Source organism: Kribbella sandramycini (genome assembly GCF_013131805.1).
GTDB classification, from domain to species: Bacteria; Actinomycetota; Actinomycetes; order Propionibacteriales; family Kribbellaceae; genus Kribbella; species Kribbella sandramycini.
In genome coordinates this window covers 14,808-27,747 of sequence record NZ_JABJRC010000009.1, presented here as the reverse complement: position 1 = coordinate 27,747, position 12,940 = coordinate 14,808, and the positions used below count along the sequence as shown (strand labels likewise).

Sequence of the window (12,940 nt, the reverse complement as noted above, 5' to 3'; positions counted from 1 at the left end):
CGCGAAGTGGGAACCGGTTACCGTGAGAAGAGATCGGACCACCGGGGGGACTGGTTCTGAGGAGGCGCCGCCCATGGGTTCCTGGCAGGAAGAGGTCCGCGGCGCGCTGGACGGCCTCGCGTACGGCGCCCGCTCAGCGATGTCACCCCGGGTGCTGCAGGGCGCGGCGGTCGAGCTCGGCTGGATGACCACCCATCTCGCGATGTATCCGCTCGGCCTGCTCGGCAGCACCGGATCGCGCACCGAGCGGCTCTCGCTGACCGGCCTCACGCCCGCGCAGCGCAGCCTGTTGGTCAACGACGTGGTCGCAGCCGGGACGCCGATCCTGCTCGCACACGGGATCATCGACAACCACACGATCTTCGCGCTGATGCGCCGCCAGCTGGCCCGGCGCGGGTTCAGCAGCATCCACACGTTCTCCTACTCGCCGCTGACCCTCGACGTCCGGCGGACGGCGGAGCGGATGGGCGCCGAGATCGAGGCGATCTGCGAGGCCTCGGGGTCGGACCAGATCCATGTGGTCGGCCACAGCCTCGGCGGGCTGATCGCGCGGTACTACATCCAGCGGCTGGGCGGCCACGAGCGCGTCCACACCTGCGTCTCGCTCGGCACCCCGCACCAGGGCACGGTCGCGGCCCGGCTGCTGCCCTGGCCACTGGTCAAGCAGCTGCGCCCGAACAGCGACCTGATGGCCGAGCTGGACGAGCCGGCCCCGGAGGTCCGGACCAGGTTCATCGCGTTCTACTCCGACGTCGACCAGCTGATCGTGCCGCAGCGGCGGGCCCGGATCCGGCACCCCGACCTGAGCGCGACCAACATCCGGGTGAACGGCGTCGGACACCTGTCCCTGCCGTTCGACGGCGACGTCGTCCACCAGATCACCGGAGCGCTCGCCCACCTGGACGACGAGCAGCAATCCGCCTGACCGGCCACCCCGTCGACACCAGACCAGTTGCCTGACTGGGCAGGATCTTTGTGCTCATCGGGCTGATGCACGTGCAGCGGCGCATGCAAAAGTTTCGTGAAGCTGGCGGGTGAAATGTGCCGGATGGGTTTGTGGCCCCGTGACTGTTCCGTTATGGTGCATGAGTTCTCACCGGGAATAAACCCCCGGCGAGGATGGTCAAAGCCCCTCCCCTGTGACCGAAAGGCCACGTTGTGTCCCAGCACCGTGCCGCGGGTAACCGCGTCACGCCCGGCAACGCTGCGCGCAAGACCGGCGCAGGACGTCACAGTGCAAAGCATCGTGTTGCCCGGCGTAATACCCCCAGCAGTACCCAGATCGTCGGTTTGACCGCAGCCCTGGCTGCGGCAGCAGGAGCTGTCGGCTTCAGCCACAGCGCCCTGACCGCGCCGACCCAGGCGAACACCGCGGTGAACCTCGCCGCGCTCAGCCTGGACAACGGGTCGCTGTCCGGTATCACCACTGCCCGCATCCAGGCCCGCCAGCTCGCCACCCGCGACCACTCGCGCAGCGACCTGACGACGGCCGGGGCCGAGACCACCAAGAAGCAGGCGGCCGCCGCCGCGCTGGCCAAGGCCCGCGCCGCGAAGCTGAACGCGAGCAACAACCAGACCGCCAAGCGCGCCGTCGCGCTGGCCGCGGCCAAGAAGGCCGAGGAGAAGAAGCTCCGCGAGTCGCTGAACCGCTGCGAGATGATGCTGTCCGGCTACCACATCACCGCGACCTTCGGTCAGGGCGGCGATCGCTGGGCCCGCAACCACACCGGCCTCGACTTCGCCGCCCCGGGCGGTACCCGGATCGGCACCGTGATGCGCGGCGTCGTGATCTTCGCCGACTGGGCCGGCTCCTACGGCCGTCAGGTCCAGGTCCGGCACGCCGACGGCACCGTCACCTGGTACAACCACATGAGCCAGTTCGCCGTCTCGGTCGGCGACGTGCTGATGGCCGGTGACAAGGTCGGCGAGGTCGGCTCGACCGGTAACTCGACCGGTAACCACCTGCACTTCGAGGTGCGGCCCGGTAACGGCGACCCGATCAACCCGATGTCCTGGCTGCGCAACCACTGCGGCCTGAACCCCTGATCCCGAATTCGGGCTGATCCCGCGCGGCCGCGGTACTAGGATCTTCGGCATGCGTCCCGCCCCCGGAGAGGTCCTGCACTTCTCCGAAGATCCGACGATCGAGCTCTTCCGGCCGTACGTCGCCAAGACGGCCGGCCGGATCACGCCGTACGTCTGGGCCGTCGGCCACGACCGCGCCCCGGGCTACTGGTTCCCGAGGCAGTGCCCCCGCGCGATGGCGTGGGTCGGCCCCTCGACCACCCCTGACGACCAGGCCCGCATCATCGGCGCCGGCGGCGGCACCCGGGTGCACGCCGTCGAGTACGGCTGGCTGGAGGCGATGCGCTCGGTCGAGTTGTACGCCTATCGGCTGCCCGCCGCGGAGTTCGAGCTCCATGACGCCGCCTTCGTCGCCACCTCCGCGGTCCGCCCGCTCGGGCCGGCCGAGCGGGTCGGCGACCTGTTCGCGCTGCACGACGCGGCGGGCATCCAGCTCCGCGTCCTGAACCGGCTGCACGACTTCTGGGACCAGGTCGTCGCCAGCACCCTCGAATGGAGCGGTATCCGGCTCCGCAACGCCAAGCCATGACGTACGGCGCGCTCGGCGAGGCCGCCTGGTCATGGGTGCTCGGCCAGGTCCGGTGGGACGACACCGGCCCCTGGATCCCGGAGTCCGGCGACGGCCCGAAACCCGAGCAGTTCGTGACCGGGATGCACAGCGGTGTCGGCGGGCTCGCCTACACGCTGGCCGAGATCAAGCTCAGCCGCCCCTGGACGGCGTCCGAGCAGGAGCTCGCGGCCGGGATCGCCGACCGGGTCCGGCGCTCGATCCCGGTCGAGTCGTCGATCACGTTCTTCGACGGGCTGGTCAGCTCGATCGGGATCCTCACCGCGCTCGGCGAGCCCGGCTCGGCGGCGGCGATCGAGCGCGCCTGGGAGCTGATCACCCCGGCCGGTTGGCACGAAACGTTCCTCGAGGACGAGACCGTCTACGCCCCCGGCGCAGTCACCAACGATCTGACGCTGGGGACGGGCGCCGCGCTGCTGGGCGCGCTCTGGGCGCTCCGCCACGGCATCCCGGCCCAGCCGCTGGCCGAGCGGGCTGTCGAGTTGCTGCTGGCCGAGCAGGAGCCCGGGCCGAACTGGCTGTTCGTCCCGCGCCGCTACCTGCGCCAGGCATCGGCGTACCAGATGCCGAACTTCTCTCACGGCCTGGCCGGGATCGCGGCCGTCCTCGCGCTGGCGGGCGCCGAGCTCGACCGCCCCGAGCTGGTCGAGACCGGCCGCCAGGGTGCTGAGCACCTGATCAGCCTCGGCATCAACGACGGCAAGGGCTTCCGCGTCGCCCGGGTGATCCCTTGGGAGGAGCGGCACGGCGACGAGTTCACGTTCAACTGGTGCCACGGCGGCGCTGGGACCAGTCTGCTGTTCTCCGCGCTCCAGTACGCCGGTGCCGACCAGGTGGCCGGTGAGTCGCCCGCGACCTGGCGAGAGCGCTGTCTGGACGCCGTCCGGAACTCCGGCCTCCCCGAGCGGCTGCACCCCGGCTTCTGGGACAACGACGGCCGCTGCTGCGGCACGGCCGGCGTGGCCGACGCCTTCCTGACGGCCTACCAACGGGACGGCGCGCCGCAGGATCTGGCCTTCGCCAAGCAGCTGGCCGACACCCTCGTCGATCACGCGCACCGCGACGGCAGTACGGCGTACTGGCGTTTCATCGAGCACAAGAACGAGGAGCCGCTGCTGCCGCCCGGCGTCGGCTGGATGCAGGGCGCGGCCGGGATCGCGGCGCTGCTGTTCCGGATCAACCGGGTGGCCGAGCAGGGACGGCCTGCGGCCATTGCCACGCACCTGGACAACTGGTGGGCCAGCTGAGCCAGCCGCGGTAGAGCAGCTCCTCCGGGAGTTGTTCGGTGAGCGCCATCCAGGCGTCGTACCAGCGGCGGCGCACCACAGCGGGCGGCCAAGGGCTGGCGCGCAGCTCTGGCGGCAGGAGCGGGTCGGGGCGCAGCGCGTGCTCCAGCGCCTCGGCCAGGTGGAGCTGCCGGACGAGCGGGGGGCCGGTCTGCCGGATGGCGTCATCGATGGCGTCGTACGCCGCAATGGTCGGTGCGGCGGGCCAGAGCAGCTCGGCGATGGCCTGCGGGTCGGTGACGCCACGGACGTCGAGGTCGGTCGCCTCGGCGTGGACGAGATACTCGCTGCTGTCGAGGACGATCGCCAAGTCGTGTGGGCTCACGTACAGGCCGGTCGAGACGAGGGCCGCGCCTGCCTCGACGAGCGTACGGCGAAGACCATCGCGGATCGCCCGCTCGGACTCCGGCGCGCTGACCGCGAGCAGTCGCCAGCGCCCGTCCCAGGGATCGAGGCCTTGATCCTGTGTGAAGGCCAACCGGACGGCGAGCCGGTCCTGATCGAGGCGCTCGCGGCCGACCGCGGTCAGCGCAGCCGTCGCCTGCCGACCTCGACCGCTCTGGACGACCTCCCCGGCCGCGACCATCCGGCGCAACGCCAGCCGGATCGGCTGGTCGGCGATCCCGGCCGCGTTCGCGGTGTCGTAGACCAGCTCCAGCGCGATGTCACCGCGGCTCGGCAGGAAAGCCTCGATGACCGTGCGCGGGGACACCATGGCTTGAATCTATCATCTAGGCTACGAACGTGCGTAAGTTGATCATTCTTGGGATCGTGCTCGCCCTGCTCGGCGCCGGGGTCGTCGTGACGCTGGTCGGGAACGACTACCGGCTCCGGACGCGCGAGCTGACGATCCCGGTGCCGGGTGGCACGCTGGCCGCCGTCCTCGCCACGCCGGAGGGCGAGCCGGCGCGCGGGCTGGTCGTGATGGTGCACGGCGACGGCCCGGTCGAGGCGACGCACGACGGGCTCTACCTGCCCTGGTTCGAGGCCGCTGGGGACGCCGGGTTCGCGACGCTGTCGTGGAGCAAACCGGGGATCGGCGGCTCGACCGGCAATTGGCTCGCCCAGAGCATGGCCGACCGGGCGAGTGAGGTGTCCCAGGTGCTGGAGTGGGCTCGCGGTCAGTCGGAGATCCCGGCTGGGCCGGTCGTGTTGTGGGGCGCCAGCCAGGCGGGCTGGGTGCTGCCCAAGGTGCGGGCGGACGCCGTCGTCGCCGTCAGCCCGGCGATCAACTGGCTGCGCCAGGGGCGGTTCAACCTGCTTGCCGAGCTCGACCATGAGAAGGCTTCCGCGGACGAGCGCGCCCGGGCAATCGCCGTCAGCGATCAGACGCGCGCGCTCCTCCAGCAGAACGCGGACTACGACACCTACCGGGCCAAGACCACCGACCCGGAGCCGATGGCCGCCGATCGGTGGGCCTTCGTCCGGCGCAACTACACCGCGGACGCCACGGCCGACCTCCAGGCGCTCAAGATCCCCGTGCACCTGATGCTCGGCGAGCACGATCGGAACGTCGACATCGCGGAGACGGCGTCGACCTATCAACGGCTGCTCGGCGATCGGCTGACCGTCCGGCGGTTCGCGGCCGCGCATTCGATGGCTCGGCCCGACGTTGCGGACTCCGAGCTGCTCGGCCTCGCGACCGCCGTCCTCTGGCCGCGGGCCGTCTTCGCGCCCGGCGTCCTCGACGACTACCGGGCAACGCTGCGAGCGCTCTAGCGCCGCCAAACCTCAGCTGTGGTGAGGAATGCGGAGGAGCCGGGCTTCTCCGGTGTGCCGTCGACCTGGACGAAACCGGGGACGGACGCGCCGCCGATCGAGACCGTGGCCGAGCGGACCGGCGCGATCACCAGACTCAGCGCATGGTTGCCTTCAGCAAGCGGAAAGTTGTCAGTGGCAAACAGCCGGCGATCCAGCACGCCGCCCATCTCGATCTGGATATCGGCCGCCTTGGCGCTCAACCCGTCGGCCAGGTTCATCGAGACCTGCACCAGATCCCGCTCGACCGCGGGCTCGTGCCACGGCAGGCCCTGCACCTCGAGGAACGACCGGACGAAGTACCGCTCCAGCCAGGAGGCCAGATCGACATCCTCCGAGACCACCCGCACGATCCCGTCGAACCACAACACCACCGCCGTCCCGGCGCCCCGGATCGACCAGTCGACCATCCAGATCGAGGCGTACGCCGTCACCTTCCCCGCCTCGTCGAACAGCCGCAGCCCAGGGTTCGCCCCCGCCAGAATGATCCGGCGGTGACTGTCTGCTACCGGCTTGGGCATGAAGTGGGCGCTTCCGAAGGAGGGGCGAAGATCCTCGATTGTCTCAATCTTCGCCCCAGATGCAACGCAATACGAAACTTTCTTGCCGCAGGTCTTCTAGATCTTTTCGACGGGTGCGTAGCGCAGGAGCAGGCGTTTTACGCCTTCGGAGCCGAAGTCGATATCGGCCTGGGCCTGTTGGCCCTCGCCGCGGACGACGACGACGGTGCCCATGCCGAAGCTGTCGTGGACCACTCGGTCGCCCGGATTCAGGCTGATGACGGGCTTGTCGGACGACGTGCGTCGCGACGGTTCGTAACGGCTGGGGATACCGCTGCCGGTTGACGTGCCGGTGCCGGACCAGCGGGTGATGGCGGACTCGTCGCGGCGCCAGTCGAGCAGCTCGGCCGGGATCTCCTCCAGGAAGCGGGACGGCGGGTTGTGCTGGGGAGCGCCGTACGCCGAGCGGACGGCGGCCCGGGAGATCGCCAGCCGCTGCCGGGCCCGGGTGATGCCGACGTAGGCCAGCCGGCGCTCCTCCTCGAGCTCCTTGAGGTCGGTCAGCGATCGCGAGTGCGGGAAGACGCCGTCCTCCATACCGGTCAGGAAGACGACCGGGAACTCCAGGCCCTTCGCGGTGTGCAGCGTCATCAGCGTGACGACACCGCCGTCGTCATCGGCATCCGGGATCTGATCGGCGTCGGCGACCAGCGCGACCCGCTCCAGGAAGGCCTGCAGATCGGCCGGCTCACCCGCCGCCGTCCGCTCCTCGACGAACTCGCGGGCCACCGAGATGAACTCGTCCAGGTTCTCCAGGCGGGTCTCGTCCTGCGGGTCGGGGGATTTCTGCAGGGTCTCGTAGTACGTCGAGCGGTGCAGCGCGGTGTCGAGGATGTCGTCCGGCGGGGCGCCGGAATCGACCATCGCGGTCAGCTCGTCGAGGATGTCGACGAAGGCCTGCACCGCGTTCACCGAGCGGGACGCCATCGCCGGCGCGTCCTGCGCGCGGCGCATCGCCTGGGCGAACGAGATCCGCTCGCGCTGGGCGAGCGCCTCGATCGCGGCCTCGGCGCGGTCGCCGATCCCGCGTTTCGGCTCGTTCATGATCCGGCGCAGCGAGACGGTGTCCTCGGGGTTCACCAGGATGCGCAGGTAGGCGAGCGCGTCCCGGACCTCCTTGCGCTCGTAGAACCGGACGCCGCCGACCACCTTGTACGGATGGCCCGTCCGGATGAAGACCTCCTCGAACACCCGGGACTGCGCGTTCGTCCGGTAGAAGACCGCGACGTCACTCGGTTTCACCTGGTCGGCGTCGGCGAGCCGGTCGATCTCGTCGGCGACGAACTGGGCCTCGTCGTGCTCGTTGTCGGCGACGTAGACCGCGATCTGCTCGCCCTGGCCCTGATCGGACCACAGGTTCTTCGCCATCCGGCCCTCGTTCCGCGAGATGACGGCGTTCGCGGCGGTCAGGATGGTCTGGGTGGAGCGGTAGTTCTGTTCGAGCAGGATCGTCTCGGCGCCGGTGAAATCCTCCTCGAAGGCGAGGATGTTGCGGATCGTCGCCCCGCGGAACGCGTAGATCGACTGGTCCGAGTCGCCGACCACCATCAGCTCGGCGGGCGGCGCCGTCGGCCCGGCGGCCCCGGGCTCGTCCTCCCCGCAGAGCTCGCGGATCAGCGTGTACTGCGCGTGGTTGGTGTCCTGGTACTCGTCGACCATCACATGCCGGAAGCGGCGCCGGTAGTACTCCCGGACGTCGGGGAAGGCCTGCAGCAGGTTGACCGTGGTCATCAGCAGGTCGTCGAAGTCCAGCGCGTTGGCCTGGGCGAGCCGCTCCTGGTAGATCCGGTAGCACTCGGCGTACGTCTGCTCGAGATGGTTCTCGGTCTTGGACGCCGCGGTCTCGTGGTCGATCAGCTCGTTTTTCTGGGTGCTGATCCAGTTCAGCACGGCGCGCGGGTTGTAGCGCTTGACGTCGAGATCGAGCTCGCGGCAGACCAGCGTCATCAGCCGGCGCGAGTCGGTCGCGTCGTAGATCGAGAACGTCGGGTTGATACCGAACTTCTTGATGTCGCGGCGCAGGATCCGCACACAGGAGCTGTGGAACGTCGAGACCCACATCAGCTTCGCCCGCGGGCCGACCAGGTCGACGACCCGCTCGCGCATCTCGGCGGCCGCCTTGTTGGTGAACGTGATCGCCAGGATCGACCCGGGATGCGCATCCCGCGCGCCGAGCAGATAGGCGATCCGCCGCGTCAGCACCCGGGTCTTCCCCGAGCCGGCGCCGGCCACCACGAGCAGCGGCTTACCCGCGTGCACGACAGCGGCCCGCTGCTGCGGGTTGAGCCCGGCCAGCAGCGCATCCGGATCGGTCCGGTGCTTCTTCGGCTCCTCCAGCGGCACGGGGAGCTCATCAGGCGAGAACAGCGTAGTCATCACCCAACACCTTAGGCGCTCCCCCGGACACTTTCGAAAACCGGTTCGAGTCGGCCCCGCCGAACTGCCAGGATGCCTCCCATGGACACCCGCTACGACGACCTCGTCGACCACGTCGAGGCCCAGTACGGCGAAGGCCGCTACGCCGAGGCGCTGACCGCCCTCGACGCCGCCGACCTCCCCGCGCACGCCGCCGAGCTCGCCCACCTCCGCGCCTGTCTTCTAGGCGCTTCGGGCGACCCGGCCGCCGCCCTCGCCACCCTCCAGTCCGCCGCCGCCGCCGGCGCCTGGTGGCGCCCCGAAATCCTCGAAGACGACGACCTCGAAGCGTTGCAAGCCAACCCCGACTTCCGGCACCTCGTCGCAACTTCCGCGGAACGAGCCACCGACGACCCCACCCCCGCCCGCATCACTCTCCCGGCGGTCCCATCAGTTGGAGTGGTGGTGGCGTTGCATGGGGCTGGGCAGGGTGCGGAGCATGCTCGGCGGGATTGGGCGGGGGTGCTCGAACTTGGGTATGCGCTGGTTTGTGTGGAGTCGTCGCGGCGGATGTCGCCGATGTACCGGACGTGGCCTGATCCCGCGCAGGCGGCGGCTGATATCGCTCGCGCGCTTGCCGGTCTGCCCGCCGAGCTGGCCGGGCTGCCGGTTGTCGCGGCGGGGTTCTCCGCGGGTGGGCGGGTCGCGCTGAACTGGGCGTTCACGGCGGAGCCGAGCCCGGCGAGCGGCGTCCTGGCGTTGGCGCCGGCGTTGCGTGAGTTGCCGGCGAGCGCGGCCAACAAGTTGTCACCGGCAACTATTTGGATCGGGACCGACGACGACCTGCTCGAGGTGGTGGACGCCGCGGCGGACGCGCTGACCGGGTTCGGGTGTGAGATCGAGCGGGTGCCCGGGCTGGGACACGCCTTTCCGGCGGACCTGGCGGACCGGTTGGCTGCGAAGCTGTAGCGCATGGGCCATCCCGTCTTCGCCAGGATCTACGCGCGCGTGCGCCCGCAAATGGATGCCCAGGGGGTGGCCGCGCATCGGGCCCGGCTGCTGGCGGGGCTGTCGGGCGCGGTGGTCGAGATCGGCTGCGGCGACGGCGGCAACTTCGGCCACTACCCGCCGTCCGTGACGAGCGTGCTCGCTGTCGAGCCCGAGCCGTATCTGCGGGCCCGCGCCGAGTCCGCGCCGGCGTCCGTCCCGGTCCAGGTCGTCGACGGCACCGCGGATCGCCTCCCACTCGCGGAGAACTCGATGGACGCCGTCGTCACGTCGCTCGTCCTCTGCTCGGTCCCCGACCAGGCGACCACGCTCGCCGAGGCGCGACGCGTCCTCCGGCCGGACGGCGAGCTCCGGTTCTACGAGCATGTGGCCGGCATGCCCGGCCGGCTCCAGCGCGTCCTCGACGCGACCATCTACCCAGCGCTGTCGGGCGGCTGCCACCTGCACCGCGACACCCTCGGCGCGATCACCGCGGCCGGCTTCACCGTGACCGAGGTCGACCGGTTCGACTTCCCCGCCACCGGATTCAATCCGGCGGCGCCGCACATCCTGGGCCGGGCTACGAAAGCTGGCGGGTGAGCTGGAGTTCGACCGGGGTCGCGGCCCCGAGCCAGAGCATGTCGGCGGTGTGGTCGTTGCAGGAGGTGATGCGGAGGCCGGGGACGCCTTCGATCTGGCCTTCGTAGTCCTTGGCGGCGAGGTGGGCGACGACTTCGGAGAGTTCGGGGCCGTCCATCCACTCGATCCGGGCGAGGTCGGGGCGGGCCTGCCACATGTCGACCCAGGCGGCCGGGTCCGCGCTGAAGAGCGTCGTCCGGAGGATCATCGAGACCGCGCCGAGTAGCGTCGCGGCGGGAGTCGCCGTACGAGCCAGCAGGGTGCGCTCGGAGTCGGACAGGTCATCTGCCACCAGGATCGCGGTGTCGCTCAGGTTCACAGCGCGAGAGCCTGCCACAGCATCTTGTCGGCTGAGAGCAGACTTGCCGTCAGCAGAAAAACTGGGGAACGCGGATGGCGCCCGGCCAGAGTGGAACGTATGGCAGATGACCCCAAAGCACCGCTGTTCAACTCGACCGCGCGGCAGCGGCTGCTCGACCGCCGCGTCGTCGTCCTGGACGGAACCCTCGACGACGACAACGGCACCCTGCTCGCCACCCAGCTCCTGACGCTGGCCGCCGAGGACCCCGAGCGCGACATCGCGTTGTGGATCCACTCGCTCGGCGGATCGGTGCCGTCGATGCTCGCGATCCGCGACGTGATGCGGCTGGTGCCCTGTGACGTGTCGACGCTGGCGATCGGGCTGGCCTGCAGCGCCGGTCAGTTCCTGCTCTCGGCCGGTACGCCGGGGAAGCGGTACGCCCTCCGGCACGCCCGCATCCTGATGCACCAGGGCTCGGCCGGCATCGGCGGCTCGGCGGTCGAGATCGAGATCCAGGCCAACGATCTGCGGCACATCCGGGACACCGTGCTCACGCTGGTCGCCGACGACACCGGGCAGCCGTTCGACGTCGTCCACGAGGACTCGCGCCACGACCACTGGTACACCGCGGAGGAAGCCCGCGACTACGGCTTCATCGATCACATCGTCTCGTCGTTCGACCAGGTGATGCCTCTGGAGGGGACGGCCGCATGAGCAGCTACACGATTCCGAACGTCATCACCCAGCATCCGCGCGGTGAGCGGGTGATGGACGTCTACTCGTTCCTGCTCTCCGAGCGGATCATGTACCTCGGGACGGCGATCGACGCCGGCGTCGCCAACGCGCTGATCGCACAGCTCCTGCATCTGGAAGCCGAGAGCGCCGAGTCGCCGATCAAGCTCTACATCAACTGCGAGGGCGGTGACATGACGGCCGCGCTGGCGATCTACGACACGATGCGGTTCATCTCAGCACCGGTAGAGACGTTCGGCGTCGGGCAGGCCATTGCGGCCGGTGCGGTGTTGCTGGCGGCCGGTGCGCCCGGGCAGCGCGCGGTACTGCCACATGCTCGGGTCGTCCTGCACCAACCGGCCGCACGGGGTCGGGGCACGATTCCGGACCTGATCCTGCAGGCGGACGAGGTGGTCCGGGTACGTGGCCAGGTCGAGTCGATCCTCTCCGAGCACACTGGGCAGAGCATCGAGAAGCTGCGGCACGACACCGACCGCGACCACGTGCTGACGGCAGAGGCGGCCAAGGAGTACGGCATCGTCGACCACGTCGTCCAGCAACGCGTTCCGGTGCCGGTGTTCAGTTAGCCGGCCGCAGCGAGGACTCGGTCCGCGACGGCGGCGTGGTGGGCCCGTTCCGCGGGCCCACGGCCGAGGTGGTCGGTCAGATAGGCGTAGGCGAGCTGTCGGTCCGGGTCGGCCCAGCCGATACAACAGTTGCTGCCGTTGTGCCCGAACGTCCGTGGGCTGCTCAACTGACCGAACGCCGAGTCCGGCCGGGCCAGCTGGAACCCCTGCCCCCACCGGATCGGCAGCTGCGCCCAGCGGTCGACTTCGCCCTCGCTGGTCGGTGTGACGGCGGCTGCGATCGACTCCGGGCGTAGCACGCGGCCCGACGTACCGATGCCGCCACGCAGCAGCATCAGGTAGAGCTCAGCGAGGTCGCGCGCGGTGGTGGAGACGCCACCGGCCGGGATGACGGCTTCGCGCGTACTACGCCGGTTCAAGATCGACTGCACGACCGGACCGGTCACTCCACTGACCTTCAACGGCACCTGCCGCCCCCACAGCTCGGACGGCTGCCCGAGGTAGGTGTTGTGCACACCGAGCGGCCCGAGCACCGCCTCCCGCAGCACGTCGGGCAGCGGGTGCCGGGTGATCCGCTGCACCAACTCGCCCAGGACGAAGCCTGACGCCAACGGGCTGTAGGCAACCGTCCCGATCGCGTACGTCCGCCGCGCCTGCTCGATTCGGCGCAGCGACCGATCCCAATCACTCATCGCCCGGACGTCGGACAAGTACGACCCAACCGTCGTCAGCCCGGACCGATGCCGCAGCACGTCGCGGACGGTGATCCCGTCCTTCCCCTCCCCCGCGAACTGCGGCCAGTACGCCGCCACCTCGTCGTCGAGATGCAGTACGCCGGACTCCACCAACTGATGGACCAGAATCGCGACGTACGGCTTGCTGGCCGAGAACAGCCAGAACAGCGACTCCGGCGCACAGCCGAACGATCTGTCGACCACAACCCGGCCGTCCTTGATCACACACAGCTGCGCCACGCCGCGCCGGGACCGCACCTGCTCGATCGCCGTACCCAATCGAGCGGCGTCCAGACCGACCTCCCGCGGATCACACTCGCCGCCGAACTCCACCACTCCAGAGTGCAC

At 69.9% G+C, this 12,940-nt stretch carries 14 protein-coding genes; 9 read left to right on the top strand and 5 right to left on the bottom strand.

Annotated elements, in window-relative coordinates; translation table 11 throughout:
• Positions 1 to 73 precede the first annotated feature (73 nt).
• From HPO96_RS30270 to HPO96_RS30255, 4 genes are all read left to right on the top strand, one after another.
• Positions 74 to 925, top strand: a complete 852-nt coding sequence (locus HPO96_RS30270) for an esterase/lipase family protein (protein WP_171677801.1) — start codon at positions 74 to 76, stop codon at positions 923 to 925.
• A gap of 365 nt (positions 926 to 1,290) precedes the next feature.
• Positions 1,291 to 2,046 carry a M23 family metallopeptidase gene (locus HPO96_RS30265; RefSeq protein WP_171677800.1) on the top strand — a complete coding sequence of 252 codons (756 nt, stop codon included), beginning with the start codon at positions 1,291 to 1,293 and terminating at the stop codon, positions 2,044 to 2,046.
• A gap of 49 nt (positions 2,047 to 2,095) precedes the next feature.
• Positions 2,096 to 2,614 carry a DUF6886 family protein gene (locus tag HPO96_RS30260; protein ID WP_171677799.1) on the top strand — a complete coding sequence of 173 codons (519 nt, stop codon included), beginning with the start codon at positions 2,096 to 2,098 and terminating at the stop codon, positions 2,612 to 2,614.
• Positions 2,578 to 3,900, top strand: coding sequence for a lanthionine synthetase LanC family protein (locus HPO96_RS30255; RefSeq protein WP_202886624.1), 1,323 nt, complete (start codon positions 2,578 to 2,580; stop codon positions 3,898 to 3,900). Before HPO96_RS30260 ends, HPO96_RS30255 begins: the two co-directional genes overlap by 37 nt.
• Here the strand turns inward: HPO96_RS30255 and HPO96_RS30250 are convergent.
• Positions 3,830 to 4,654, bottom strand: a complete 825-nt coding sequence (locus tag HPO96_RS30250; protein WP_171677798.1) for a PaaX family transcriptional regulator — start codon at positions 4,652 to 4,654, stop codon at positions 3,830 to 3,832. The two genes, HPO96_RS30255 and HPO96_RS30250, sit on opposite strands and share 71 nt — an antisense overlap.
• A gap of 29 nt (positions 4,655 to 4,683) precedes the next feature.
• On the opposite strand from HPO96_RS30250, the gene HPO96_RS30245 reads away from it, so the two are divergent.
• A complete protein-coding gene (locus HPO96_RS30245; RefSeq protein ID WP_171677797.1) occupies positions 4,684 to 5,658 on the top strand; it encodes a serine aminopeptidase domain-containing protein in 975 nt (324 codons plus the stop codon).
• On the opposite strand, the gene HPO96_RS30240 is transcribed toward HPO96_RS30245, so the two are convergent.
• A complete protein-coding gene (locus tag HPO96_RS30240; protein ID WP_171677796.1) occupies positions 5,655 to 6,218 on the bottom strand; it encodes a hypothetical protein in 564 nt (187 codons plus the stop codon). The two genes, HPO96_RS30245 and HPO96_RS30240, sit on opposite strands and share 4 nt — an antisense overlap.
• Before the next feature lie 96 nt (positions 6,219 to 6,314).
• A complete protein-coding gene (gene pcrA / locus HPO96_RS30235) occupies positions 6,315 to 8,633 on the bottom strand; it encodes a DNA helicase PcrA (RefSeq protein WP_171677795.1) in 2,319 nt (772 codons plus the stop codon).
• An 81-nt stretch (positions 8,634 to 8,714) separates the two neighbouring features.
• Between pcrA and HPO96_RS30230 the strand changes: the two genes are divergently transcribed.
• Positions 8,715 to 9,581, top strand: a complete 867-nt coding sequence (locus HPO96_RS30230) for an alpha/beta hydrolase (RefSeq protein ID WP_238355684.1) — start codon at positions 8,715 to 8,717, stop codon at positions 9,579 to 9,581.
• A gap of 3 nt (positions 9,582 to 9,584) precedes the next feature.
• Positions 9,585 to 10,199: a class I SAM-dependent methyltransferase gene (locus tag HPO96_RS30225; protein WP_171677793.1), complete on the top strand. Its 615-nt coding sequence runs from the start codon at positions 9,585 to 9,587 to the stop codon at positions 10,197 to 10,199.
• Here the strand turns inward: HPO96_RS30225 and HPO96_RS30220 are convergent.
• Positions 10,180 to 10,557 carry a hypothetical protein gene (locus HPO96_RS30220; protein WP_171677792.1) on the bottom strand — a complete coding sequence of 126 codons (378 nt, stop codon included), beginning with the start codon at positions 10,555 to 10,557 and terminating at the stop codon, positions 10,180 to 10,182. The genes HPO96_RS30225 and HPO96_RS30220 overlap by 20 nt on opposite strands.
• Positions 10,558 to 10,656: 99 nt before the next feature.
• Between HPO96_RS30220 and HPO96_RS30215 the strand changes: the two genes are divergently transcribed.
• Positions 10,657 to 11,253 carry a ClpP family protease gene (locus HPO96_RS30215; protein WP_171677791.1) on the top strand — a complete coding sequence of 199 codons (597 nt, stop codon included), beginning with the start codon at positions 10,657 to 10,659 and terminating at the stop codon, positions 11,251 to 11,253.
• Positions 11,250 to 11,858 (top strand): ClpP family protease, encoded by a 609-nt coding sequence (locus HPO96_RS30210; protein ID WP_171677790.1) that lies wholly within the window; start codon positions 11,250 to 11,252, stop codon positions 11,856 to 11,858. The genes HPO96_RS30215 and HPO96_RS30210 overlap by 4 nt, the downstream gene beginning before the upstream one ends.
• Here HPO96_RS30210 and HPO96_RS30205 read toward each other — a convergent pair.
• Positions 11,855 to 12,940, bottom strand: a complete 1,086-nt coding sequence (locus tag HPO96_RS30205; protein ID WP_171677789.1) for a serine hydrolase — start codon at positions 12,938 to 12,940, stop codon at positions 11,855 to 11,857. The genes HPO96_RS30210 and HPO96_RS30205 overlap by 4 nt on opposite strands.

Excerpts from the sequence above, each read along its gene's own strand:
- HPO96_RS30270 (WP_171677801.1), top strand. The coding sequence starts at position 74 with ATGGGTTCCTGGCAGGAAGAGGTCCGCGGCGCGCTGGACGGCCTCGCG.
- HPO96_RS30260 (WP_171677799.1), top strand. The coding sequence starts at position 2,096 with ATGCGTCCCGCCCCCGGAGAGGTCCTGCACTTCTCCGAAGATCCGACG.
- HPO96_RS30255 (WP_202886624.1), top strand. The coding sequence starts at position 2,578 with ATGGAGCGGTATCCGGCTCCGCAACGCCAAGCCATGACGTACGGCGCG.
- HPO96_RS30250 (WP_171677798.1), bottom strand. The coding sequence starts at position 4,654 with ATGGTGTCCCCGCGCACGGTCATCGAGGCTTTCCTGCCGAGCCGCGGT.
- HPO96_RS30240 (WP_171677796.1), bottom strand. The coding sequence starts at position 6,218 with ATGCCCAAGCCGGTAGCAGACAGTCACCGCCGGATCATTCTGGCGGGG.
- pcrA (WP_171677795.1), bottom strand. The coding sequence starts at position 8,633 with ATGACTACGCTGTTCTCGCCTGATGAGCTCCCCGTGCCGCTGGAGGAG.
- HPO96_RS30230 (WP_238355684.1), top strand. The coding sequence starts at position 8,715 with ATGGACACCCGCTACGACGACCTCGTCGACCACGTCGAGGCCCAGTAC.
- HPO96_RS30225 (WP_171677793.1), top strand. The coding sequence starts at position 9,585 with ATGGGCCATCCCGTCTTCGCCAGGATCTACGCGCGCGTGCGCCCGCAA.
- HPO96_RS30215 (WP_171677791.1), top strand. The coding sequence starts at position 10,657 with ATGGCAGATGACCCCAAAGCACCGCTGTTCAACTCGACCGCGCGGCAG.
- HPO96_RS30210 (WP_171677790.1), top strand. The coding sequence starts at position 11,250 with ATGAGCAGCTACACGATTCCGAACGTCATCACCCAGCATCCGCGCGGT.